Raw genomic sequence first — 22,760 nt, 5'->3', positions numbered from 1 at the left:
CGACTGGCAGGGTGTCGACGCTGGGTTTGGGCTTACCACCGACTGGCGTGGTGTCGATGTTGGGCTTGGACCTATCACTTACTGGCGTGGTGTAGCCACTTGGCCGAGGCTGATCGGCTATCGGCTTGGTACCGCCGTTTGGCCGGGGCTGATCGGCTGCCGGCTTGGTACCGCCGTTTGGCTGAGACTGATCTGTTGCCCCCTTGGTACCGCCGTTTGGCTGGGGCTGATCGGCTGCCGGCTTGGTACCGCCGTTTGGCCGGGGCTCAGGAGTGGGTTTGGTATTTTCCTCTGCCATCGGATAGCAACGGGCCGTCACCACGTTGCCGGAATGGATGTCTCCAAGTCGAAGCAGCCCCGAGTTTAGACTCAATCCATACATTCGCTGCTGATGAGTGCGTGCCCCTATCAGCGGAGCAGAAAGATTAAGCAATTGAGAGTTTGTTGAGGCTTGTTTGTCGGCTGCTAAGTTCGCGTCGCGATGAAGGAAACTGGCAGCCTCACTTTCAGCTGGATTGCCAGAACGTAGCACCTGAGACGGCTGAGGGGCCGCGTTCGGTGTGGGCACGTAATAATTTGCAGCGGGTGTATTTGCATTGATCATAATCACGTTTCTCAGTTAGTTAAAAACAACAACACAACACTTCACACGTAAGTCACCGGTGAATTCCTAGACATCCAACTTCATTAATAGCCATTCAAATCTTTAAGTCGATCAACCTCCCCTTCCGAGCCGCTACGGCCAGTCCGTGCATAACCGCCCACCCATTCAACCATTCACAACCCAAGAAAATTAATTACCCGACAAACCAATCTTTATATAAGTATCACAGCACCCGCTTTACTGACGAACATCAAGCCATTGCTGATTGTTTGCACTTATACACTGCGTAATACATGATTTGATTTTGCAACAGACTCGATTTAAATCGAGCAATCAGCGCGACTTTTTTACTTATAAAAGCAGCACGCTACTTGAACGTATTCAGCGTGCGGCTGCCGGTGAATGGCGCCCGTTCCAAGACCGCGCTGAATACGCCGACTGATCGTTTCGACTGGCAGCTCTCGGCTCGCAAGGATCCGGTTGCGGATCACAGGGATCTGGACGAGGCGTCGGCTCGCGGGTCACCGGCCATGGCCGGGGCTCACGCGGGTTCGGGCGCGGCATGGGCTCACACGGGGCCGGACGTGGTGTCGGCTCGCGGGGCTCAGGCCGTGGCCTGGGGTCACGCGGGGACGGGCGCGGCATGGGCTCACACGGGTCTGGACGTGGTGTCGGCTCGCGGGTCTCCGGGCGTGGCCGGGGGTCACGCGGCTTCGGGCGTGGCGTTGGCTCCCACGGGTCTGGACGTGGCGTCGGTTCGCGGGTCTCCGGGCGTGGCCAAGGGTCACGCGGGTGCGGGCGTGGCGTGGGCTTCCACGGGGCTGGACGTGGCGTCGGCTCGCGGGTCTCAGGCCGTGGCCTGGGTTCACGCGGGGACGGGCGCGGCTTTGGCTCACACAGGTCTGGACGTGGCGTCGGCTCACAAGGCTCTGGCCGTGGCTTCGGCTCACAGCGGTCCGGACTTGGCGTCGGCTCACAAGGCTCTGGCCGTGGCTTCGGCTCACAGCGGTCCGGACTTGGCGTCGGCTCACAAGGCTCTGGCCGTGGCTTCGGCTCACAGCGGTCCGGACTTGGCGTTGGCTCACAAGGGTCTGGCTGTGGCTTCGGCTCACAGCGGTCCGGACTTGGCTTCGGCTCACAAGGGTCTGGCTGTGGCTTCGGCTCACAGCGGTCTGGACTTGGCTTCGGCTCACAAGGGTCTGGCTGTGGCTTCGGCTCACAGCGGTCCGGACTTGGCCTGGGCTCCTCAGGCTTTGGCTCCTTCGGTTTGGGCTCAGGCTTGGTTTTGGGCTCGTCGAATTGAGGCCGCGGCGCAGGCTTGGGGTCTTTCGGTTCAGGGTTTGGCGTAGGGGTATCGCCGTGTGCCACGACATCACCCGCGTTTATCCGGCCGATGCTTTTTACGAACAGGTCAGCCTTGCCGTTGCCCGTCAGGTCCAAGGCCAGACTTCCCTCATTACTGCCCTCGCTGTAACTCATCACAGCCTGGCCGGGTTGACCCGTTAAGCGATCAACGAATTTAAGCGCACTGAGATTGGCCCTTTTCAAAGCCCCGGAGACGTCAATTTTGTCTGCACCACTTTCAAAATCCAGAATTACATCGGGGTTATCCGGCGTGGAATCATTGGCATGGTCATAGATAAAAGTGTCTGCCCCCCCTCCCCCTGACAACCGGTCTGCTCCACCGCCCCCTTTGAGACGATTGGCGACCTGGTTACCTATGAGAGCGTCATCTCCCTTGCCGCCCACCGCGTTTTCCAGTGTGACGCCCTTGGCTATGGAGACATTACCCTTCAACGCACCGACATCCGAAAAAGACTCGGCATTGAGATTGATTTTCTGAGGCTGTGAATACCCAGAGAAATCCAACGTGTCTTTCCCACCACCATCCCACACACAAAAAACAGGGTTGTCATTTGGCGACTTCAAACTAAGCGCTTCACGGTTCGTATTGGAATTAAACCCATAGGTTGTATCGGTATCGCGCGTATTGGTATTCGGCCCATACAGTTTCTGGACAGCCGAGATGTCATCCATCATCGGCGCAGAAGGGTTCAACAATTTGAAGTCGTGGCCTGGCTGGTTTTTTTCTGAATAGTAACTCATCACCGAACGCGCTCGAGTATCCCCTGCATAGACTGCGTCACGCCCATAGTTACCAAAACCATCATAACGCCCCGGGTGTTCCAGGCCGATTGAATGACCTATTTCATGGATAAGCACTCCGCGAAAATAATGACCCAGTGGAGGGTTCGCCCCCGCATTCGCCGTTCCAATATTTACGAAGGTTCGAGTCATGAACTTATCAGGCAGTGAGGCCACTCCCCCCGGTGTTCCGGGCATTTCACTGATATCAACATGACCGTCTGAATGTTGCGGTTTTTCAGTAAATGTAACGTTAGCGACATCCTGCCAGGATTGCAGTGCCTGCCTGACCTGCTCTGCCTGCTGCGGGGTAAAGCCCTTGGAGACGCGAACGGACAAGGTAATTTTGCCGTCACCATTATTATCATGAACCTTGAAACCGTTGCGGGTGATGTGTTTTCCCGCCTGTTCCGTAGTAAACATCGGCTTTTTACTATTGCGTGTATAGGCCCCGGCAGGGCTTTCTGGGCTGATACTGCTATTAAGAACTGGTTCCTTGGGTATAACAATATTAGGTGTGGATGGTCCTGGCACTCTCATAAACCAACGTCCTCATAAAAATCAGACTCGAGGCTGTAACATCAGCACGTTCGAGATACCGATTCCCGCCCACCAAGAGCAGCAGTAGTTATCGGCATAGCGTTAAATTCGCACACTCCCCTGCCGTACACCAGCGGTGAAATAATTCAACTCGACACACTCTAAAATTTAAAAACACTTTAATCTTATACTTGAAAACTTCCGAAACTCCAGAACAGATAGCACTTTAACCGCAAACATGATAACTCTTTGTTTTGCATGAACATTAAACCTCACAAACACACTTTACATAATTTTTATTGCAAAGCGTTATTCACAATCAGACAACACCCCAATCGCCCAAAAACCTATACCCGACTGGCAACTTTTAACCCGTCCTACACAACAACCCAATGCACAGACGAATAGCAGAGTTCGTATTGAAAGAAAAAACCTGCAGTGCTCATACAACGGCTTTAGTCTGGCCGAGGACGGTCATTGAATGTACTGCAACAACCGATCCGGCTGACGCTCCAAAACTGAAACATGAAAAACGCACTGCAATACGGCCAGTGTGTGCCTCAACGGGAGTGTTCGACGGTTGAGCAGAGCCTTGCAGGCGCCCTATGAAGCGACGAAGCAGAACGATCACCGAGCGCTGATAGCCCGCTGCAAAGGACACGGCTGAAGGGAGAAAACGTACGGCAGGCAGGCTTGAACGCGGTGATGCGCGCGTTCAAGCCTGGACAGAGGTAACCGGGAGAGCGGCGCTACGGCACAAAGGTGCAAGCGCAATCGTTGGGTTGCAGGGGCTGGCATTCCCAGGCAATCACCGTCAGGAAAAGCTGCAAGCTCAAGGCGGTGAAAGGTACGCGTGTTGTTGGTCAGACGCTGCGATGACATGCTCTGGGCTGATCAAGGGACTAGCCAATAGCCACCGGACTCACCGGAATATCGACCGCACCTTATTTACAAACCCCTTGAACGATGAAAAAACTTTCTGGATAAACCTTCTCCCCGGCCGGGGCGCCGGGCCGGGGCTTGGCCTCGGCTCTGGCTGTGGGTCAGGGTCAGGCTTGGGATCAGGCTTGGAGTCAGTCGGCTCCGAAATGGGACTGGGAACGGGACTCGGAACGGGTTCCGACACAGGGACAACAGTGGGCCCAGGCGTCGGTGTGACAGTCGGCGCCTCACCGTTCCAGATCACATCCGTCTGCTTGATCTGGCTTTGGCTGGCGATCATCAGATCCGCCGTGCCGTTCCCCGTTGTATCCACAGCCAACGTGGAACGGCCAGTCTTCGAGTCATGACCGAGCACGGCATCTCCCGCTTTTGTGCCGAATTTATCAACGAAATTCAACGACTTGATCCCTGCCTCCTGGAGAACGCCGGTGAGGTCGATCTTGTCGAGCCCGCTTTGGAAGTCCTGAATAACGTCTGGGTTCTGCGGTGTCGAATCGCCGACGCGGTGATACACAAACGTGTCTGCCCCTGCACCGCCGTGCAACTTATCGGCACCCTTGCCGCCCGTAAGGCGATTGTTGCCCTCGTTTCCCGTCAAGGTATCGTTGCCGGCACCGCCGATGGCATTTTCGACAATGACGCCCTTGGCAATCGATACGTTCCCGCGCAAGCCTCCCACGTCCGAAAACGCCTCAGCCTTGAGGTTGATGGTTTGGTTCTGGGTAAACCCGGAGAAATCGAGCGTATCGTTACCGCCGCCATCCCAGACGGTAAAAATCGGCTTGTCACTCCCCTGCTTGAGGCTGTAGACCTCGCGACCGGCATTGGAATTGAAGCCATAGGTAGTGTCGGTATTGCGGGTCTTCGTATTGGCGCCATAGAGCCGCTGTGCTGCCGCGACATCGTCCATCATCGGTGCCGCCGGGCTGCGGCCGGCAAACTTGTGCCCCGGTTGATGGGTCTCGGCCCAATAGCTCATGACACTGCGTGCCTTGGTGTCCTGTGCATATTCGGCACTGCGCTCGTAGTTGAAGCCTTGGCCATTGTATTCACCTGGATGACTGAGCCCCAGGGTATGCCCCAGTTCATGGATCAACAAACCCAGAAAGTGGCTGCCCATGGTCGGGTTCTGCCCACCCGAAGTGCCTATATTGGCCTGGACTTTTGCATGCTGACCGAACGGAAAGGTTGCCCAGCCTCCCGATCCGCCAGTCCCCTTGATAGTGATCTTGCCATCGGTGTTTGAGCCATTTTCAACAAATTCGATATTGGCGATATCCGCCCAGTATTGAAGGGCTTGCCTGGCTCGCTCTTTCTGCGCCGCATTGAACCCCCCGGAAAAGTTAAACCCCACCACAACTTTTCCATCTCTATTACTGTCCTTAAACTTCGCATTACTGCGCGTAATATGTTTCGCCGCCTGGTCCGTGGTGAAAGATTTTTTATTATTGGCCCAACGAATAACTTGCTTCTCATCAGGTGAAAAATTGGAGTTCAATGTCTCAGGGGGATGCGACTGGAAAGACTGTCTAACTGGGATATGCATGGCACTTTACTACTCTGAACAGTGAAATGAATCGTCCATGTACAGGAGTTATCGATGCCGACTGTTCCGTAGTCAGCCCGATAAAGCTCCCATATTGAAAACGCCTTCACCATCGCTAATTCTTTGCAAGAAAACCCTATAAACACGACCGCAAAAAATCCGCACACAGTTTATTCAGCGCAGCACAGCCGCCCCTTATCAATCACGCTAAAACCCTGATACTACAGACGTAAAAACGCGCAAAGCGTTAATTTAATCGGGTCGACAGTTAAACTTCAAACATTCAGCAACCCACTCAAACACATCAGAAAAAAATAAGCTCAGTGCCAGGGTTTTATCTGAGACCTGGCCTCATCAAGCACTACATGACGGGGTTGTCCTAACCTACCGGGACTTGGGTCCGGCTCATACGCAATGCCGGTGGTCCAGGCAGCACAGCAAGCGTTCAACGGTGTGCGCCAATGGGCCGGAATTATCCAACACGAACAAACCCGCGCCGTGACCTGCGATCAATTCGGCAGTGAACCGCGCATTGCGCGCCAGGCGTTGCTCGATATCCGCCAACGACTCCCGCCCACGCGCAATCAGACGTTGGCGCAACACCGCTTGGTCCACCGTCAGCAGCAATACCAGCAAGGTCGGATAACGCTCGCGGGTCTGCGCCAGGTGGGCACGGGAGCCGTTGACCAAAACATCGTCGCCGGCGGCCAGCCAATCGTCGATGTCCTTGGAGATGCCGTAGGACAAGCCATTAGCCTGCCAGCTCAAGGCAAATGCACCCTCGGCCTCCATCGCCGCAAACTGCTCGGGGCTCACGCCTTGCGCCGCTTCGCCCACCGCCTCCGCTGACCGCGTGATTACCCGCCGCACCAGGCGACACCCACGCTCGACCAGGCGTGGGCGCGCGGCGTCCAGCAGGCTGTCCTTGCCCGACCCCGATGGCCCGATGAGATAGATCAACCTGCCCGCCATCAAAACACCCTCTTCGCTTGTCTCCAGACCTGTACCGGCGCCCCGGTGTCAGCATTCGGCGCGTCAAGCCATCGTCAGGGCTGGAAAGTATTTCCAGCCAACCTGCCCTTGCAGGCCGGCGGCGGCCACATTACCCGAGTGTGACCCACCGCGCACCACGCTCGGCACGTGCACCAGGCTTTCCGGGCTTATTGGAGTGAGTATGTAATTTGTAACAACGATACAACATGAAACAAATGCTCAATGGTCGCCCCTACTCACAATCTATAGAAAGCTCAGCACGTTCCTACATGGGAATGTTTTTCATCCTACAGCTGACAGTTTAAACAAGGATCTAGAACATAGCGTTCGACGTAATTGTAGTAGGCGCGTGCCGTTCAGGGAGTGTGCATGTGCCGAATGAATTGATGGCCCTGTGTCAGGCATTGCCCCATGCAGCCATTCTCGGCTTCGGCATGGCCTTGGCCCAATCTTCGGTAGACCTGGACATCGTGGCGGAGGTCATGCCGCCGCCCATGCTGGCAGGATTGCTCATTTCCATGGGTAGCCTGGGGGATCGCAAAGGCCATCGCAAACTCCTGCTGATCGGCTCACTGGGGTTTACCCTGGTGTCGGTGATGACCGCTTATTCCAGCACCGCCACGCAGTTGGTCGTGGGACGCGCATGCATGGGGGTTTTCGGGGCGATGTTGATGCCGTCAACGCTGGCGCTGATTCGCTCAGTGTTCGAGGACCGGGAAGAGCGTCGCCTGGCCGTGGCGATCTGGGCAACCACCTTGACCGTCGGTTCTGCGCTTGGGCCGTTGGTCGGCGGCATATTGCTGGAGTTCTTCAGTTGGGGGTCGATTTTTCTCCTGGCCGTACCGGTGCTGGTGCCTCTGTTGATCCTCGGCCTCTGGCTGCTGCCTGAGTCCGAGCCGGACGCGTCGGGGCCGATGGATGTCATCAGCATTGCGCTCTCGATGGTCGCCCTCAGTGCGCTGGTGTACAGCATCAAGCATGTCGCCAGTGAAGGGCCGGACGCCTGGGCACTGGCGGTATTGGCCGTTGCAATCGTGAGCGGCTGGCAATTCGTACGCCGTCAGTTGCGCCTCCCTACCCCTTGATGGACCTGAGCCTGTTTCGCAACAAGACGTTCAGCGGCTCGGTGACCATTAACCTGATGAGCCTGGCCTTCATGATCGGCTTCGTGTTCTTTGCCACTCAGTTGCTGCAAATCGTCCTGGGCATGTCGCCCTTGAACGCCAGCCTGGCGTTGATACCGGGCCAGCTCATGGCGATTGTGGTGGGGATCCTGATCGTCCCGGTCGCCCAGCGCGTCTCGGTCAATGTCCTGATTCCCATCCTGCTGGCCTTCACTGCCGGCGCGTTTTTGCTGGTGGCCAGCCTCGGTAGCAGTTTGACGGTGATCGTGGTTGCGTTTGCCTTGTTGAACATTGGCGTCGGCGCCATTGCTACCGTCTCTAACGACGTGATCCTGTCGGCCGCCCCAGCCAACAAAGCCGGCGCCGCGTCAGCCATCAGCGAGACGGCCTATGAAGTCGGCGTAGTACTCGGCACCACCGTGCTCGGTGGCCTGGTGACGGCGTACTACCGTGGCACGCTGCACCTACCGGACTTCTTGAGCCCTATGCAAATGCAACTGGCAAGCGAAACCTTGGCAGGCGCGCACGCAATCTCGGCCACCCTGGCGCACGACCAGGCCAGTGAAGTCATGGGCAACGCTATACAGGCATTTGTAGGAGGGACTCAACTGATGGCCTGGGCCACCTTCAGCTTGGCGGTGCTGGCCATTGTCATCGCCAGGCGCACATTGAAAGGCCAGGAGACTGCGCCGGTGTGAAGTGGGTGCGGGCGGACGAACCAAGTACATCTTGAGTGCGGGGGTAACCCGACAGGACGCCGGGTTAGATCCAACATCCCGATCGACTGTCAGGCCGCCTTCGCGAGCAAGCCCGCTCCCACACTTGGATTGCGGGGCGTCAGGTAGATAGGTATCGGCTGGCAGGCCGTCATCGCAGGCAAGCCAGCTCCCACAATTGGTCAGGTGTCGGCTGTCAGGCAAGCTGCCGCCCAACTATAGGGCGATGCGAGGGAGCTTGCTCCCGTGACGGCTTGACAGCCGACGCTGGGCCAACTGAAGCGCTGCGATCCAAATGTGGGAGCTGGCTTGCCTGCGAAGGCGGCTTGGCAGCCGACCAATATGTTGGATCCAGACCGAGTACATATCCGTTATTGAGGTAACAGCCACTTAGGGTTCCGCCCAACGGCGGCTACAATCTACAAAGTTGTGTAGATACCTATAGTCATCGCAGGCAAGCCCGCTCCCACAGTGGAGAGCATTTCAAATCGGAAATAAAAAAGGCGACCTGAACACGGTCGCCTTTTGTCATTGCGCGTACTGCTTGCTCAGCCCCGGCGGCACGCCCTGCACGTTGGTTTCTTCCCATGGCCCGTTGGGGCTGATGGACCGGCTCCAGCCGTTGCTCCAGCGGTAGTAGGTGCGCTGGCGGTAGAAGGTGTCAGGCTGGTCATCCAGCACGTACACCTGCATCTTGCCGTCCCAGTGGCTGGCGGCGCCCGGCGGTGGGGCGAAGGTCGGCGATTTGCTTGGCAGAGGCTTGGGCGGCGGCGTCACCGGGCCAGATGGTTTGGTGCTCGGCTGGGTCGAGGGGCCAGACGGTGGAATAGTCGGGCCGGTCGACGCCGCAGGTGGGCGGTGGACCGCACAGGCGCTCAGGCCGAGTACCAGGCTGAGCAGGGTGATGCGTGCAAATGCGGTCATGGGTGTGTCCTCAGAATTACTGGTCCGGAGTGTCGATGGTCAATTGCTGCAGCGCATTGGTGCTGCTGGCCAACGGTTGGCTGCGGCCGATCCATTCGCCAGCGGTCGGTTGGCCGGCCCGGGATATGCGCGCAACCAGTTGGACTTCGGGGAAGTTGGACAGTTTCAACTGCGGCATCATCGCGTCGGCATCGCCCAGTTCGACGGTGACCGGCAATGCGTCGACGGTTACACGCTTGGCCGCCAAGGGCGCCGGGGGGCCGTTTACGGCGCGGGCGAAGATGAACACGCTGTCGCCTGGCAGGGCCTTGGCTTTCACCTCGGCAGATACGTCCACCCGCACGGTCAGCAGCGCCTTGGGCGCCTGAGCCAGGCTGCCACCGCTCTCCTTGAGCTTCTCTGCTGCGCGGTCAATTCCGCCTTGCAAGGCGACACGGGAATTGTCCTCTGGCGGCAGTTGCGCGAGCAGGCGGTTCCAGTAGTCGATGGCTTCCTGATAACGCTGGCCCTCAAAGGCAGCGATACCCAACAGGCCAAGACTGGTGACTTCCTTGGGGTCGAGCTTCAAGGCTTCGTCGGTCAGCGCCTGAACCTGAGGCGACCATTGTTTGTTGTCGGCAAAGTACTGCGCCTGGGCCCATTGGCCGAGCAGTTCCGGTTGGCGCCCGGCCAACGCAACCGTACGTTCAAAGACTTTGGCGGCATCGGCGGCACGGTCCTGGGCCATATAGGCGCGCCCAAGGAAGTACAAACCTTCTGCCGAATCCGGTTGCGCGGCGGCGGCGCGTTCCAGGCGGCGGGTCATGTCGGCCATGGACACCGGCGGTTGGGAAAACTCACGGGTCAGTTCAACCTTGTCGCTCGCCCCATAATGCAGGTACAGCGCCACGCCCAGCGCAGGCACCAGAAACGCCGCCAAAAACGGCAGCGGTTTGCCTAACCGCGATTCGCGGGGTTTTTCCACACCTTCGGTGTCGGCCAGCAACTCGCGGGCCGCTTCGGCGCGGCCGGTGTCGAGTTGCGCGGTATTCAACACACCTTCGTCCTGCTGCGCTTGCAGCTCGGCGACGCGTTCCTGGTACAGCGCCACGTTCAACGCGGTGCGATCCTCTTCACGCTGGGCACGACGGCCACGCAACACAGGGATCAACAGGAAACTCAGGGCAATCAGTAGCAGCAAACCGGCTGCGAGCCAGAAATCAATCATCAGTCTTGGTGTCCAGCAATTGGTCGAGGCGTTTACGCTCTTCAGGGGACAGCGCATCGGCGCCATCAATCGGTGCGACACGGCGCCGACGCACGATCACGGCCATCACCACCACGCCGGCCAGCAGCAGCCCGGCCGGGCCAAACCACAGCAGCGCGGTCTTGCCGGTGAGTGCCGGTTTGTAGCGTACGAAATCACCGTAGCGGTCGACCATGAAGTCGATGATCTGCTGGTCGTCCTTGCCCTCCCCCAGCATGCGGAAAATCTCTCTGCGCAGGTCGGTGGCGATCGGGGCGTTGGAGTCGGCGATGTCCTGGTTCTGGCATTTGGGGCAGCGCAGTTCCTTGGTCAGGTCGCGGAAACGCTCGCGCTCGGCGTCGTTGGCAAATTCGTAGGTGTCGATGGCGGCGTGGGCCACGCCGGCCAGGCCCAGGGTTAAAACGGCAGCGGTCAACCAACGCTTCATGGCTTGGCCTCATCGACCAGGGCCTGGTACTTGGCGGCCAGTTGCTCGCGCCACACCGTTTCGTCGATCACGCCGACGAACTTGTCACGAATCACACCCTTGGCATCGATGAAGAAGGTTTCCGGCGCGCCGTACACGCCCAGGTTCAACCCCAGGTTGCCGTCTTCGTCGCGGATATCCAGCTGGTACGGGTTATGAAATTCCGCCAACCACTTCACGGCCGCCGCATTGTCGTCCTTGTAGTTGATGCCGTAGATCACCACGCCCTTCTCGGCCAGCTTGTTCAGCACCGGGTGTTCGACGCGGCAAGAGATGCACCAGGTGGCCCACACGTTGACCAGCGCCGGCTTGCCCTGCAAATCTGCCTGGGTCAGGATCTTGTCACCCTGCACCGTTGGCAGGTTGAAGGCGGGGAACGGCTTGCCGATCATCGCCGAAGGCAGCTCGGCCGGGTCCAGGTACAACCCGCGATACAGGAACACCGCCACCAGCAGGAACATCGCCAGCGGCACAACCATCAACCAACGCTTCATACCGCAGCTCCCGAAAGGCCAAGCGCTTCACGCACCCGGCTCTTGACCTTGACCCGATAGCGCCGGTCCAGCGCTGCGAGCAACCCGCCGAACCCGGTGAGCAACCCGCCGAACCAGATCCAGCGCACGAACGGTTTGACATGCACGCGCACGGCCCAGGCGCCATCGCCCAGAGGTTCACCGAGGGCCACATACAGGTCACGGGTGAAACCTGCGTCAATGCCAGCCTCGGTCATCATCGAACTTTGCACGGTGTACAGGCGTTTCTCCGGGTGCAGCACGGCGATTTCCTTGCCATTGCGCACCACGCGCACCGTGCCTTTGTCGGAGGTGAAGTTCGGCCCTTCAAAGTGCTTGGCACCTTCGAAGATGAAGTGGTAACCGGCCAGGTCCATGGACTCGCCCGGCGCCAGGCGCAGGTCGCGCTCGGCGCTGTTCTGGCTGGACAGCACCACCCCAAGGGCGCACACCGCAATACCAATGTGGGCGATCTGCATGCCCCAATAGCTGCGGGTCAGAGTGGGCAGGCCTTTGATCAGGCCTTTGTGGCGCGTCTTGTCGACGATGTCCCGCGCCCCCGCCAGCAACACCCAGGCCGCCAGCAGGAAGGTGGCGAGTACCGCCCAATTGAAGTCGCCGTAGGCAAACCCGGCGATCACCGCCAGGGCCACGCTGCCGAGCAGCACCGGCATCAGCATGCCCGCCAGCCATTTCACCGGGGTGTCTTTCCAGCGCACCAGCACGCCGACCGCCATCACTACCATCAACAGGCCCATCAACGGGATGAACAACGCATTGAAGTACGGCGGCCCCACGGATAGCTTGGCGCCGCTCAAGGCATCCAGTACCAGCGGGTAGAGGGTGCCGAGCAGGATCATCGATGCAGCCACCACCAGTACCAGGTTATTGCCCAGCAACAGGGTCTCCCGCGACCACAGGTTGAAACCGACGTGGCTCTTGACCACCGGAGCACGCAGGGCGAACAGGGTCAGGGAACCGCCGACCACAAACAGCAGGAAGATCAGGATGAACACGCCGCGCTCAGGGTCTGAGGCAAACGCATGCACCGAGGTCAGCACGCCCGAGCGCACCAGGAAAGTGCCGAGCAGGCTGAGGGAAAACGCCGCGATGGCGAGCAGTACCGTCCAGCTCTTGAACACGCCACGCTTTTCGGTGACGGCCAGGGAGTGAATCAGCGCGGTACCCACCAGCCACGGCATGAAGGAGGCGTTTTCCACCGGGTCCCAGAACCACCAGCCGCCCCAGCCAAGTTCGTAATAGGCCCACCACGAGCCCAGGGTGATACCGATACCGAGGAAGGCCCAGGCGACGATGGTCCATGGCCGTGACCAGCGCGCCCAGGCGGCGTCGAGACGCCCGCCGAGCAAGGCGGCGATGGCGAACGCGAAGGCCACAGAAAAGCCCACATAGCCCATGTAGAGCATCGGCGGGTGCACGATCAGGCCGATATCCTGCAGCAACGGGTTGAGGTCGTGACCGTCCACCGGGATCTGCGGCAGGATGCGGGTGAACGGGTTGGAGGTCATGATCAAAAACAGCAGGAAGCCGATGCTGATCATGCCCATCACCGCCAGCACCCGCGCCAGCATCACTTGCGGCAATTGGCGCGAGAACACCGATACAGCGAAGGTCCAGCCGCCGAGGATCAAGGCCCACAACAGCAATGAACCTTCGTGGGCGCCCCACACGGCGCTGAACTTGTAGTACCAGGGCAAAGCGCTGTTGGAATTGTTGGCGACGTAGGCGACGGAAAAATCGTCGGTCATGAAGGCGTAGGTCAGGCAACCAAAGGCGAACAGCAAGAAGGCAAACTGGCCCCAGGCGGCAGGCTGCGCCAGGCTCATCCACAGGCGGTCGCCGCGCCAGGCACCGAGCAAGGGCACCACGGCCTGGACCACGGCAAAGCACAGCGCGAGGATCATCGCCAACTGGCCCAGCTCCGGAATAAACAGTGCGGACGTCATGGCTCAGCCCTCCTTGACTGGGGTGGCGGGCGCGGTTTGGCCGCTGTCTTTCAAGGCTTTGGTGACCTCGGGCGGCATGTATTTTTCATCGTGCTTGGCCAGCACTTCGTCAGCCACCACCACGCCGTCGGCGTTGAGCTTGCCCAGGGCGACAATGCCCTGGCCTTCACGGAACAGGTCCGGGAGGATGCCGCGATAGGTGATGGTCACGGCCTTGTTGAAATCGGTGACCACGAAGGTCACGTCCAACGAATCGCCGGAACGCTTCAACGAGCCCTGCTCCACCATGCCGCCAGCGCGGATGCGCGTATCGACCGGTGCCTCGCCATTGGCGATCTGGGTGGGCGTGTAGAACAGGTTGATGTTCTGCTGCAGGGCGCTCAGGGCCAGGGTCACGGCAATGCCGACGCCGGCCAGGATGGCAAGGATGATCAACAGACGCTTTCTACGCAGCGGATTCACTTTTCGGTCTCCCGGCGCAGACGTCGCGCCTCTTGTTGCAGGTAACGCTTGCGGGCCAGGATCGGCGCGGCGACGTTGAGGGCCAGCACCGCCAGGCAGATGCCATAGGCCGTCCAGACATACAGGCCGTGGTGGCCCATGGCGAGAAAATCACTGAAAGAAGCAAAACTCATCCACGTGCTCCCAGGCAGCTTTGCACTTCGGCCTTTACCCAACTGGTACGGGCTTCACGCTTGAGCACTTCAAGGCGCATGCGCAGCAGCAGTACGGCGCCGAAGAAACAGTAGAAACCCAGCACCATCAGCAGCAACGGCGCCCACATTTCCACGGGCATCGCCGGTTTTTCGGTGAGGGTGAAGGTGGCGCCCTGGTGCAGGGTGTTCCACCACTCCACCGAGTACTTGATGATCGGGATGTTGATCACGCCGACAATCGCCAGCACCGCGCAGGCCTTGGCGGCGCTGTCACGGTTGCTGATGGCGTTGCCCAGGGCAATCAGGCCGAAATACAGGAACAGCAGGATCAGCATCGAGGTCAGGCGCGCATCCCACACCCACCATGAGCCCCAGGTCGGCTTGCCCCAGATCGCACCGGTCACCAGCGCCACGGCGGTCATCCACGCACCGATGGGCGCGGCGCATTGCAGGGCTACATCGGCCAGCTTCATCTTCCATACCAGGCCGACGATGCCGCACACCGCCAGCATCACGTAGCAGGACTGGGCCAGCATCGCGGCAGGCACGTGGATATAGATGATGCGAAAGCTGTTGCCTTGCTGATAGTCCGGCGGCGCAAAGGCCAGGCCCCAGACCAGGCCGATGCCGATCAGCAGGATGGCGGCGATACTCAACCACGGCAGCAGCTTGCCGCTGATGCCATAAAACCATTTGGGCGAGCCGAGCTTGTGAAACCAGGTCCAGTTCATTGCTGTTTCCATCACGGTGCTTTTCGTCGTGGCGAAAAGCTCAGGGTCTTTACTGACTCAGCGTTATTGACGCCGGGTCAGACCTCATTATTCACCGACGCTGATTTTCAGGCCGGCGGCTATAGCAAAGGGTGTCAGGGTTACCGCCAGGGCGGTCAGGCTACCCAGCCACAAGAGGTAACCGGTCGCCGGCATCCCCATAAGCGCGGCTTGCAAAGCGCCGCTGCCCAGGATCAACACCGGGATATACAAAGGCAGAATCAACAGGGCCAGCAACAGCCCGCCACGCTTCAAGCCGACCGTCAACGCTGCGCCCACCGCCCCCAACAGGCTGAGCACCGGCGTGCCGAGTAACAAGGACAGGAGTAGCACCGGCAGGCATTCAACGGGCAACCCGAGCATCATGGCAAGCAGTGGCGAGAGCAAGACTAGCGCCAAGCCGGAAAAAGCCCAGTGTGCCAGCACCTTGGCCAGTACCAGAAGTGGCAAAGGGTGCGACGAAAGGACCCACTGTTCCAGGGAACCGTCTTCGAAATCACTGCGAAACAGCCCGTCCAGCGAGAGCAGAACCGATAAAAGCGAGGCGACCCACACCAGTCCCGGGGACAAGGTTTGCAACAGTTTAGTCTCCGGGCCGACCGCCAGCGGGAACAGCGCAATCACGATGGCAAAGAACACCAGCGGGTTGGCCAGTTCGGCGGGGCGACGGCACAGCAGTCGGGCTTCACGGGCCACCAACAGGGCGAACACACTCATAGCGACCACCGCCCCAGGTCCAGCTCACGGTAGCCAGCGGGCATGCGCGCCAAGGTGTGGTGGGTGGTGAGCACCACCAGCCCGCCTTGCTCGCAGTGCTGGGCCAGATGCGCTTCGAGTTGAGCCACGCCTTGTTTGTCGAGGGCCGTGAAAGGCTCGTCGAGAATCCACAGCGGCGGGCCGGGCAAGTACAAGCGGGCCAGGGCCACGCGGCGCTGCTGGCCGGCGGACAGGGTGTGGCAGGGAACGTCTTCAAAGCCCTTGAGGCCCACCGCGGCCAGGGCCTGCCAGATGGCATCACGGGAAGCAGGATGATGCAGGGCGCTGAGCCAACTGAGGTTTTCTTCAGCGGTGAGTACGTCCTTGATGCCGGCGGCGTGGCCGATCCAGACCAGGTTGCGCGCAAGCTCGCTACGCTGCTCGTTCAAGGGCTTGCCGTTGAGATGCACCACGCCGGCCGTCGGCTGCATTAAACCGGCCAGCAGGCGCAGCAGGCTGGTCTTGCCGCTGCCATTGGGGCCACTGATTTGCACCATGTCCCCACCCGTCAGCCGCAGGTCGAGTTGCTCGAACAGCAGGCGCAGGTCGCGTTCACAGGCAAGCGCTACGGCTTCAAGAAGAGGGCTGGTCAAAGATCGCGGGCCTTTACGGTTCAAGTCGGCGGTGCAGCGGCCGTTATAGAGAGATGCACAATAACGGCTTTGGCGACCGATTTTAGAGAGCTGGATCAAATAGTTGTGAGGTTTTTACCGCTCTCTTTGCAGACGGACGGCATTATACATGCGATGTCCTACTCTAAAGAGGGCAATTTCCCCAGAGACGATGCGCACGATGACCGGCGAGATCAACCTTCCTCCACTGCCGCCAACCTCCGCACCCGGGCCCACTCCGCTGCCTGGGGCCGGCGCGTTGCTCAAACTGCTGGAGCCGCAGGCCGGGTTGATCGACCCGGGGAAAACCGTGAACGCCGAGGTCATCGCGCTTAAACAAGGCGGCGAGGCCTTTCAGTTATTGCTCAAACTGACCCTCGCCGGCGGTCGCCAGACGCTGGTGCAAGCCAGCAGCGCCCAGCCCTTGCCCCTGGGCAGCAATGTGGCGGTGAGCCAGACGCCTGCGGGCAACCTGGCCATTACCTTGCAGCAAGCCATGAGTGCCAACGTGGCCGCCCTCACCCGCCTCGACACTAACCAAATACCGGTGGGTACGTTATTGCAGGCCAAGGTGCTGACCACGCAGATGCTGCCCCAGGGCACGGCGCAACCGGCGATCTATCGCTCGCTGGTGAGTGTGCTCAATAACGCCCTGGCCGGTGCCACCCTCACCCTGGAAAGCCCTCAACCGCTGAGGGTGGGCAGCTTGCTCAGCGCCGTGGTGCAGAACGCGCAGACCCTGAACTTCGTACCGCTAAGCGGCCTGAAGGACCAACTGGCCGTGACGCAGCAACTTGCCACTCAGCAAAGTCGCCAAGGCTCGCTGGATGCGGTGTTCACCGCCTTGCAAAACCTGCCCCGTGGCGACAGCACATCGGCCGAGCTGCGGGCCGCCGCCGAGCGCTTGCTGGCGGCGTTGCCCGATCTGGCACAGGTCAGCAATCCCAAGATACTGGCCCAGGTGGTGCAGAACAGCGGCGCCTTTCTGGAAGCCAAATTGCTTGCCGGGCAGAACCCGCAAATCCCACCGCTGGACATGAAAGGCGCGCTGTTACGCCTGGTCGCAGACCTTTTGCCCGCCTTGCCTGCCAGTACCAACCTGAATGCGATCCTCGCCGCCAATACCCTGGCCCAGGTGTTGCCGCACTTCGTGCGCAGCCCGTTGAACACCCTCGGCCAGGTCGGCGCCCGGCAGATACCCGCCGGCTTCCCGCTGCCCGAGCGGCTCATGGCAAAACTGGAAGGTGAAGGCGACTTGGAAAGCCTGCTACGCCTGGCCGCCGGGGCGATCTCGCGCTTGCAGAGCCATCAACTGTCGAGCCTGGAACAGACCGGCATCACCGCCGATGGCCGCCTGCAAACGACCTGGCAGTTGGAGATCCCCATGCGCACCCTGCAAGACATTGTGCCGTTGCAGGTCAAGTTCCAACGCGAGGAGCCCGCGCCAGACAAGGACCAGCCCGAGCGCAAGGATAAAAAAGACCCGAAACAGATGCTCTGGCGCGTAGAACTGGCCTTCGACATGGAGCCGCTGGGGCCACTGCAGGTTCAGGCGCAGTTGTCTCAAGGCAAACTGTCCAGCCAGCTGTGGGCCAGCCGCCCATTCACCGCCAGCCTGATCGAAAGCCATTTGGGCAGCCTGCGCGAGCGCCTGGTGTCATCCGGGCTTAACGTCGGCGACCTGGATTGCCATCTGGGCACCCCGCCCCGTGGGCCAAAAACCGGACTGGAGCAACGCTGGGTGGATGAAACCGCATGAAAAACGCCGCCCCACCCCGCCAGGCCATCGCCCTCAAGTACGACGGCCAACAGGCCCCCACCCTGACGGCCAAAGGCGACGACGCCCTGGCCGAAGCCATCCTCAAATTGGCACGGGAGAATGAAGTACCGATCTATGAAAACGCCGAGTTGGTGAAGCTGCTGGCGCGCATGGAACTGGGGGACAGCATTCCGGAAGAGTTGTACCGCACGATTGCCGAGATCATTGCGTTTGCCTGGACGTTGAAGGGCAAGTTCCCGGCCGGCTACGACCCGGAAGCAGGGCCAGTAGAGCGGGATGTCACTGAGCAGGGTGACGATTACTGATTGCTCATGAGCTCCCCACACATCCAACTGTGGGAGCTGGCTTGCCTGCTCCCACATTTTTGATCTGTGTTCAGTTCAGGACGTCGCTCAAAGGAATGAAGTTGACCCGGTCGCCGATGGCCAGCGTGGTGCCTTCCACTACCTCCACAAAGCCTTCAGCCCACGCCGCACTGCGCAGCACCCCGGAGCTTTGGTTGCGGTAGATGATCGCCTTGCCCTGTTCGATCCGCCCGCGCAGGTACTCGCGGCGGTTGCCGGGCTTGGGCCAGACGAACCCTGCCGACACTTCGAAGCGCAGCGGCTGCACCTGCAGCACACCTTGACGGCGCAGCAGATACGGGCGCGCCAGCAGCGCAAAAGTCACCAGGGTCGAGGCCGGGTTTCCCGGCAGGCCGATCACCGGCACGCCACGAAAATGCCCGAAGGTCAGCGGCTTGCCCGGTTTGATCGCCAGTTTCCACAGCGCCAGCTCACCCTCTTCCCGCAAGGCAATGCCAAGGAAGTCCGCTTCGCCCACCGACACACCGCCGGTCGAGAGGATCAGGTCAACGTTGCCCAGCCCCGCCAGACGCGCGCGGGTCTGTTCCAGATCATCCGGTAGAATCCCGGCATCAATCACTTCGCAGCCCATGCGCCCAAGCCAACTGCACAGCACGCGGCGGTTGCTGTTGTAGATCTGCCCAGGGCCGAGCGGCAACCCTGGCTCAATCAGTTCATCGCCGGTCGACAACACGGCCACGCGCACGCGCCGCACCACCTCGAGTCGATCACGTCCAAGAGACGCGGCCAAACCGAGTTCGATAGGGCCCAGGCGGGTACCGGCACTGAGTACGGTCTCGCCGACCGTGGTCTCTTGGCCCTGAGGCCGGATGTTGTCGCCCATCTGCAATGGCTCGGTGAAACTCACGCGCTGGTCGGCATGCACCACGGCGTTTTCCTGCATTTGCACGCAGTCAGCGCCTTGGGGCACCGGCGCGCCGGTAAAGATGCGTGCGCAGGTGCCGGCCGCCAAGGGTTCAGGGGCAGTGCCGGCGAAAATCCGCTGGCTCACCACCAAGGGTTCGCCGGTCCAGTCCGCCAGGCGCACGGCGTAGCCGTCCATGGCACTGTTGGGCCACGGTGGCAGGTCGAGTGTGGAGATCAGATCCTGGGCCAATACCCGGCCATCACACTCAGTCAGGGACAGTACTTCCTCCTCGCGGATCGGCGCGGCGGCGGCCATGTCGAGCAAACGTTGCAGGGCTGCCTCCACCGGCATCAGGGCGCCGGTCTTGCCGGGCTTATCCACGGGATTCACAAGGTTCTGCCTGCTTCAGATGCGGGACGAAATTGCACGGGCGGTGACGGTTATCCAACTGCTCGGCGAGGATGCCGTCCCAACCGGTGCGCACGGCATTGGTGGAGCCTGGCAGGCAGCACACCAGGGTGCCGTTGGCCAACCCCGCCAAGGCGCGCGATTGTACGGTGGAGGTGCCGATATCGGCCACGGAGATCTGGCGGAACAGCTCGCCAAAACCATCGACCTGCTTGTCGAGCAGGCAGCTCACTGCTTCAGGGGTACTGTCGCGACCGGTGAAGCCGGTGCCGCCGGTAATCAGCACCACCTGCACCACGTCTTCAGCGATCCAGTGGGCCACCTGGGCGCGAATCTTGTAGAGGTCGTCCTTGAGCAGCACGCGCTCGGCCAGGCGGTGGCCGGCGGCGGTGAGGCGGTCGACGAAGACCTGGCCGGAGGTGTCAGTCTCCAGGGTGCGGGTGTCGCTGACGGTCAATACAGCAATATTCAGGGGTACAAAGGGCGCATCGGCCTTGGCTTTCATGGCACGGTCCGGTTGTCGAAGGAACAGCCCGGTGTTATATCACAGGCCCCTGTTTCCCTGCCGCAGCGCAACCACCATGACGTTTGAATTTTCCTCACTGCCGTGTTCGATCCTATTGCTCGCCGGTGGTCGCGGCCAACGCATGGGCGGCCAGGACAAAGGGCTGCTGGAATGGCAAGGCCAGCCCTTGATCGCCCACCTGCACCAGTTGGCCCGGCCGCTCACCGATGACCTGATCATCTCGTGCAACCGCAACCATGAACGCTACGCGCCCTATGCCGACCAGCAGGTGAGTGACGACAACCCGGACTTCCCCGGCCCGCTGGCCGGTATCCGTGCGGGACTCTTCGGCGCACGCCGTGCGCATCTGCTGATATTGCCTTGCGATGTGCCGCAGGTCGATGCGCGACTGCTGGCCGACCTGCGTGCGACCGCACGACGCAACCCGCAGATACCGGTGATGGTGCGCCAGGGTGAATGCTGGGAACCCTTGCTGTGCATCATTCCCACGAGCCTGAAAAACCAGGTGGAACAGGCATGGCAAGCGGGTGAGCGCAGCCCGCGCAAGCTCTGGCTGCAACTGGGCGCGGTGGCCGTGGAATGCCCGGCCGATGACCCACGCCTGGCCAATCTTAATACGCCCGAGCTGTTGCACCCCGGGGCTGGCATGTCAGAATGAACCCTGCACAAGGAACTTTGCCGGCGTCCCGTACGTCACAAGGTCAGCAATTTAAAAGTATTCTCTCGGAGACAAACTCATGACTCAACGGACCATCGCCGCTCTCATGCTTGCACTGGGCCTCGCCACCCTCGCCGGTTGCGCCTCGCCAACAGTGATCACCCTGAATGACGGTCGCGAAATCCAGGCCGTCGACACCCCGAAATACGATGAAGATTCGGGCTTCTACGAATTCGAACAACTGGACGGCAAGCACACCCGTATCAACAAAGATCAGGTTCGCACCGTTAAAGACCTGTAAGCCTTAACGCTTGCACACAAGGCCCGCCTAGCGCGGGCCTTGTTGTTCCTGGGGTTTACCAGTCCAGGGTGATCTGGCTGCGGAAGCTGCGTTGTTCACCGCTCACCGGGTCGATAAAGCGCACGCCCTGGGCCAGCAGCTTAAGTGGCTTGGCGTAATCGTCCTCGGCATCCTTGATTACTTCGGGGTAAAACGGGTCATTACAGATGCTTGCCCCCAGTGCCGTCATATGCACGCGCAGCTGGTGCTTCTTACCGGTCACCGGGAACAGGCCGTAGCGCCATAGATCAGCGTTTTTCTCGCGCACCTCTACCGCCGTCTCGGTGTTGCTGGCCCCCGGCCCTTCCTGCATGCGAAAGAAAGGCTCGCCATCCACCAAACGGCTTTTGTGCACCAACGGGAAGCTGAGGTGCGGCAAGGCCGGTGCGATGGCTTCGTACAATTTGTCGATACGCCGTGTGGGAAACAATTGCTGATAGGCCGAACGGCTGTGCGGGTTGGCGGAGAACAGCACCAACCCCGCCGTATGCCGGTCGATGCGGTGCAGAGGCACCAGGGCGGGATTGTCCAGGCGCCGGATCAAGCGTCGCAACAAGGTGTGCTCGACGTACTCGCCAGCGGGTGTCACTGGCAGGAAATGCGGTTTGTCCGCCACCACCAGGTGTTCATCGGCGTACAGGATGTTTTCCTGCACCGGAATCACTTTCTCGTTGAGCACTTCGCGAAAGTAATAGATGCACAGGCCTTCCTTGTAGCCCAGGCCCAGGCTAATCGGGTTGCCATTGACATCCAGCACCCGGCCGCGGGCAATGCGGTCCAGCCACTGTTCGCGGCCAATGGCCGGGAAGTGTGCGCACAGGCAATCGAGCACTGTCACCCAGGAGCCCGGCGGCAAGTACAGGGTGCTGGCTTGGTGCTGGGAGGGGGAAAAAACCAAAGTGGACATGCCGACGCTCAAAGCCTGGAAAACAGGCGGGCATTATCGCCCATGGCGCGCGATTGCCTAGGGCCTATCTCAGGCCTTGGCCAGTTGAGCCCGCAGCACCGGCGAGGCGCTCGCCGCCTCGGTGAATTCCTTGAGCCAGCGCAGCACGTCCACCGCTTCCCAACGGCCTGGGTCATACAGCGCGTAGAGCAAGCCCTGATAACCCACCACATCCAGCTGCTTGTGATAACCGGCGCGCTGGAACAGCGCCTCGATTTCCGCGAAGCAGGTGTTGAAATGCACTTTGTTAAACGGCGTCTTGCCTTCCGTGACCAAGCCATCGAGGCGCAGTTCGTTCACCGCGTCACGCACCACATCGGCGGACATGCGATTGACGCTGCTTTTAAGTTGTTCAACATTCACCACGGGCGT

23 protein-coding genes and 2 pseudogenes are annotated in these 22,760 nt (G+C 60.3%); 6 read left to right on the top strand and 19 right to left on the bottom strand.

Features of this window, described 5'->3' with window-relative positions; genetic code table 11:
* The 5 genes and pseudogenes from BMH52_RS29375 to BMH52_RS29895 all read right to left on the bottom strand — a co-directional run.
* Positions 1 to 604 (bottom strand): annotated as a pseudogene (locus BMH52_RS29375) (alkaline protease); the annotation flags it as partial.
* A gap of 381 nt (positions 605 to 985) precedes the next feature.
* Positions 986 to 2,641: a M10 family metallopeptidase C-terminal domain-containing protein gene (locus tag BMH52_RS02030; RefSeq protein ID WP_256575683.1), complete on the bottom strand. Its 1,656-nt coding sequence runs from the start codon at positions 2,639 to 2,641 to the stop codon at positions 986 to 988.
* 1,570 nt (positions 2,642 to 4,211) lie between these two features.
* Positions 4,212 to 5,777, bottom strand: coding sequence for a M57 family metalloprotease (locus BMH52_RS02025; protein ID WP_073842782.1), 1,566 nt, complete (start codon positions 5,775 to 5,777; stop codon positions 4,212 to 4,214).
* 405 nt (positions 5,778 to 6,182) lie between these two features.
* Positions 6,183 to 6,749, bottom strand: coding sequence for a phosphonate metabolism protein/1,5-bisphosphokinase (PRPP-forming) PhnN (phnN, locus tag BMH52_RS02020; protein WP_014717708.1), 567 nt, complete (start codon positions 6,747 to 6,749; stop codon positions 6,183 to 6,185).
* Positions 6,750 to 6,828: 79 nt separating this feature from the next.
* Positions 6,829 to 6,926 (bottom strand): annotated as a pseudogene (locus tag BMH52_RS29895) (hypothetical protein); the annotation flags it as partial.
* 215 nt (positions 6,927 to 7,141) lie between these two features.
* Between BMH52_RS29895 and BMH52_RS29470 the strand changes: the two are divergent.
* Entirely contained in the window at positions 7,142 to 7,855 is a 714-nt protein-coding gene (locus BMH52_RS29470) for an MFS transporter (protein ID WP_256575682.1), read from the top strand.
* The gene (locus tag BMH52_RS29465; RefSeq protein WP_256575681.1) at positions 7,855 to 8,592 is read left to right on the top strand and encodes an MFS transporter; all 738 of its coding nucleotides are present in this window, start codon (positions 7,855 to 7,857) and stop codon (positions 8,590 to 8,592) included. The genes BMH52_RS29470 and BMH52_RS29465 overlap by 1 nt, the downstream gene beginning before the upstream one ends.
* 546 nt (positions 8,593 to 9,138) lie before the next feature.
* On the opposite strand, the gene BMH52_RS02010 is transcribed toward BMH52_RS29465, so the two are convergent.
* The 10 genes from BMH52_RS02010 to ccmA all read right to left on the bottom strand — a co-directional run bounded on the left by BMH52_RS02010 (position 9,139) and on the right by ccmA (position 16,500).
* A complete protein-coding gene (locus tag BMH52_RS02010; protein WP_073842780.1) occupies positions 9,139 to 9,534 on the bottom strand; it encodes a hypothetical protein in 396 nt (131 codons plus the stop codon).
* Positions 9,535 to 9,550: 16 nt separating this feature from the next.
* Positions 9,551 to 10,741, bottom strand: coding sequence for a c-type cytochrome biogenesis protein CcmI (gene ccmI, locus BMH52_RS02005; RefSeq protein ID WP_073842778.1), 1,191 nt, complete (start codon positions 10,739 to 10,741; stop codon positions 9,551 to 9,553).
* Positions 10,734 to 11,207, bottom strand: coding sequence for a cytochrome c-type biogenesis protein (locus BMH52_RS02000; RefSeq protein ID WP_014717706.1), 474 nt, complete (start codon positions 11,205 to 11,207; stop codon positions 10,734 to 10,736). Before BMH52_RS02000 ends, ccmI begins: the two co-directional genes overlap by 8 nt.
* Positions 11,204 to 11,740, bottom strand: coding sequence for a DsbE family thiol:disulfide interchange protein (locus tag BMH52_RS01995; protein WP_073842776.1), 537 nt, complete (start codon positions 11,738 to 11,740; stop codon positions 11,204 to 11,206). The genes BMH52_RS02000 and BMH52_RS01995 overlap by 4 nt, the downstream gene beginning before the upstream one ends.
* A complete protein-coding gene (locus tag BMH52_RS01990; protein ID WP_014717704.1) occupies positions 11,737 to 13,725 on the bottom strand; it encodes a heme lyase CcmF/NrfE family subunit in 1,989 nt (662 codons plus the stop codon). Before BMH52_RS01990 ends, BMH52_RS01995 begins: the two co-directional genes overlap by 4 nt.
* Positions 13,726 to 13,728: 3 nt before the next feature.
* On the bottom strand, positions 13,729 to 14,187 hold the full coding sequence (gene ccmE, locus BMH52_RS01985; RefSeq protein ID WP_014717703.1) for a cytochrome c maturation protein CcmE: 459 nt from the start codon (positions 14,185 to 14,187) through the stop codon (positions 13,729 to 13,731).
* Positions 14,184 to 14,360, bottom strand: coding sequence for a heme exporter protein CcmD (ccmD, locus tag BMH52_RS01980; RefSeq protein ID WP_003172771.1), 177 nt, complete (start codon positions 14,358 to 14,360; stop codon positions 14,184 to 14,186). The genes ccmE and ccmD overlap by 4 nt, the downstream gene beginning before the upstream one ends.
* On the bottom strand, positions 14,357 to 15,112 hold the full coding sequence (locus BMH52_RS01975; protein WP_014717702.1) for a heme ABC transporter permease: 756 nt from the start codon (positions 15,110 to 15,112) through the stop codon (positions 14,357 to 14,359). Before BMH52_RS01975 ends, ccmD begins: the two co-directional genes overlap by 4 nt.
* An 87-nt stretch (positions 15,113 to 15,199) precedes the next feature.
* On the bottom strand, positions 15,200 to 15,868 hold the full coding sequence (gene ccmB / locus BMH52_RS01970) for a heme exporter protein CcmB (RefSeq protein ID WP_073842774.1): 669 nt from the start codon (positions 15,866 to 15,868) through the stop codon (positions 15,200 to 15,202).
* Positions 15,865 to 16,500, bottom strand: coding sequence for a cytochrome c biogenesis heme-transporting ATPase CcmA (ccmA, locus tag BMH52_RS01965; protein ID WP_073842772.1), 636 nt, complete (start codon positions 16,498 to 16,500; stop codon positions 15,865 to 15,867). The genes ccmB and ccmA overlap by 4 nt, the downstream gene beginning before the upstream one ends.
* A 199-nt stretch (positions 16,501 to 16,699) precedes the next feature.
* Here ccmA and BMH52_RS01960 point away from each other — a divergent pair, with 199 nt between their 5' ends.
* Both BMH52_RS01960 and BMH52_RS01955 read left to right on the top strand, forming a co-directional pair.
* On the top strand, positions 16,700 to 18,277 hold the full coding sequence (locus BMH52_RS01960; protein ID WP_014717699.1) for a flagellar hook-length control protein FliK: 1,578 nt from the start codon (positions 16,700 to 16,702) through the stop codon (positions 18,275 to 18,277).
* The gene (locus BMH52_RS01955) at positions 18,274 to 18,603 is read left to right on the top strand and encodes an EscU/YscU/HrcU family type III secretion system export apparatus switch protein (RefSeq protein WP_014717698.1); all 330 of its coding nucleotides are present in this window, start codon (positions 18,274 to 18,276) and stop codon (positions 18,601 to 18,603) included. Before BMH52_RS01960 ends, BMH52_RS01955 begins: the two co-directional genes overlap by 4 nt.
* 70 nt (positions 18,604 to 18,673) lie before the next feature.
* On the opposite strand, the gene glp is transcribed toward BMH52_RS01955, so the two are convergent.
* Positions 18,674 to 19,900, bottom strand: a complete 1,227-nt coding sequence (glp, locus tag BMH52_RS01950) for a gephyrin-like molybdotransferase Glp (RefSeq protein ID WP_073842770.1) — start codon at positions 19,898 to 19,900, stop codon at positions 18,674 to 18,676.
* Positions 19,884 to 20,423: a molybdenum cofactor biosynthesis protein B gene (gene moaB, locus BMH52_RS01945; RefSeq protein WP_014717696.1), complete on the bottom strand. Its 540-nt coding sequence runs from the start codon at positions 20,421 to 20,423 to the stop codon at positions 19,884 to 19,886. The genes glp and moaB overlap by 17 nt, the downstream gene beginning before the upstream one ends.
* 76 nt (positions 20,424 to 20,499) lie before the next feature.
* On the opposite strand from moaB, the gene mobA reads away from it, so the two are divergent.
* On the top strand, positions 20,500 to 21,102 hold the full coding sequence (gene mobA / locus BMH52_RS01940; RefSeq protein WP_073842786.1) for a molybdenum cofactor guanylyltransferase MobA: 603 nt from the start codon (positions 20,500 to 20,502) through the stop codon (positions 21,100 to 21,102).
* A 79-nt stretch (positions 21,103 to 21,181) separates the two neighbouring features.
* Entirely contained in the window at positions 21,182 to 21,403 is a 222-nt protein-coding gene (locus BMH52_RS01935; protein WP_003189935.1) for a YgdI/YgdR family lipoprotein, read from the top strand.
* A gap of 55 nt (positions 21,404 to 21,458) precedes the next feature.
* On the opposite strand, the gene BMH52_RS01930 is transcribed toward BMH52_RS01935, so the two are convergent.
* Together BMH52_RS01930 and BMH52_RS01925 are read right to left on the bottom strand one after the other, a co-directional pair.
* Positions 21,459 to 22,349, bottom strand: a complete 891-nt coding sequence (locus BMH52_RS01930) for a pseudouridine synthase (RefSeq protein ID WP_020301391.1) — start codon at positions 22,347 to 22,349, stop codon at positions 21,459 to 21,461.
* Between the two features lie 69 nt (positions 22,350 to 22,418).
* Positions 22,419 to 22,754 (bottom strand): hypothetical protein, encoded by a 336-nt coding sequence (locus BMH52_RS01925; RefSeq protein ID WP_003189932.1) that lies wholly within the window; start codon positions 22,752 to 22,754, stop codon positions 22,419 to 22,421.
* Positions 22,755 to 22,760: the final 6 nt, after the last annotated feature.

Source organism: Pseudomonas sp. BTN1 (genome assembly GCF_001907715.1).
GTDB classification, from domain to species: domain Bacteria; phylum Pseudomonadota; class Gammaproteobacteria; order Pseudomonadales; family Pseudomonadaceae; genus Aquipseudomonas; species Aquipseudomonas paracarnis.
The sequence above is the reverse complement of the archived record's forward strand: the minus strand, read 5'-3'. Positions and strand labels throughout refer to the sequence as shown.

Coding starts and splice junctions, on each gene's coding strand:
- BMH52_RS02030 (WP_256575683.1), bottom strand. CDS start 2,641: ATGGATGACATCTCGGCTGTCCAGAAACTGTATGGGCCGAATACCAAT.
- BMH52_RS02025 (WP_073842782.1), bottom strand. CDS start 5,777: ATGCATATCCCAGTTAGACAGTCTTTCCAGTCGCATCCCCCTGAGACA.
- phnN (WP_014717708.1), bottom strand. CDS start 6,749: ATGGCGGGCAGGTTGATCTATCTCATCGGGCCATCGGGGTCGGGCAAG.
- BMH52_RS29465 (WP_256575681.1), top strand. CDS start 7,855: ATGGACCTGAGCCTGTTTCGCAACAAGACGTTCAGCGGCTCGGTGACC.
- BMH52_RS02010 (WP_073842780.1), bottom strand. CDS start 9,534: ATGACCGCATTTGCACGCATCACCCTGCTCAGCCTGGTACTCGGCCTG.
- ccmI (WP_073842778.1), bottom strand. CDS start 10,741: ATGATTGATTTCTGGCTCGCAGCCGGTTTGCTGCTACTGATTGCCCTG.
- BMH52_RS02000 (WP_014717706.1), bottom strand. CDS start 11,207: ATGAAGCGTTGGTTGACCGCTGCCGTTTTAACCCTGGGCCTGGCCGGC.
- BMH52_RS01995 (WP_073842776.1), bottom strand. CDS start 11,740: ATGAAGCGTTGGTTGATGGTTGTGCCGCTGGCGATGTTCCTGCTGGTG.
- BMH52_RS01990 (WP_014717704.1), bottom strand. CDS start 13,725: ATGACGTCCGCACTGTTTATTCCGGAGCTGGGCCAGTTGGCGATGATC.
- ccmD (WP_003172771.1), bottom strand. CDS start 14,360: ATGAGTTTTGCTTCTTTCAGTGATTTTCTCGCCATGGGCCACCACGGC.
- BMH52_RS01975 (WP_014717702.1), bottom strand. CDS start 15,112: ATGAACTGGACCTGGTTTCACAAGCTCGGCTCGCCCAAATGGTTTTAT.
- ccmB (WP_073842774.1), bottom strand. CDS start 15,868: ATGAGTGTGTTCGCCCTGTTGGTGGCCCGTGAAGCCCGACTGCTGTGC.
- BMH52_RS01960 (WP_014717699.1), top strand. CDS start 16,700: ATGACCGGCGAGATCAACCTTCCTCCACTGCCGCCAACCTCCGCACCC.
- BMH52_RS01955 (WP_014717698.1), top strand. CDS start 18,274: ATGAAAAACGCCGCCCCACCCCGCCAGGCCATCGCCCTCAAGTACGAC.
- moaB (WP_014717696.1), bottom strand. CDS start 20,423: ATGAAAGCCAAGGCCGATGCGCCCTTTGTACCCCTGAATATTGCTGTA.
- mobA (WP_073842786.1), top strand. CDS start 20,500: ATGACGTTTGAATTTTCCTCACTGCCGTGTTCGATCCTATTGCTCGCC.
- BMH52_RS01935 (WP_003189935.1), top strand. CDS start 21,182: ATGACTCAACGGACCATCGCCGCTCTCATGCTTGCACTGGGCCTCGCC.
- BMH52_RS01930 (WP_020301391.1), bottom strand. CDS start 22,349: ATGTCCACTTTGGTTTTTTCCCCCTCCCAGCACCAAGCCAGCACCCTG.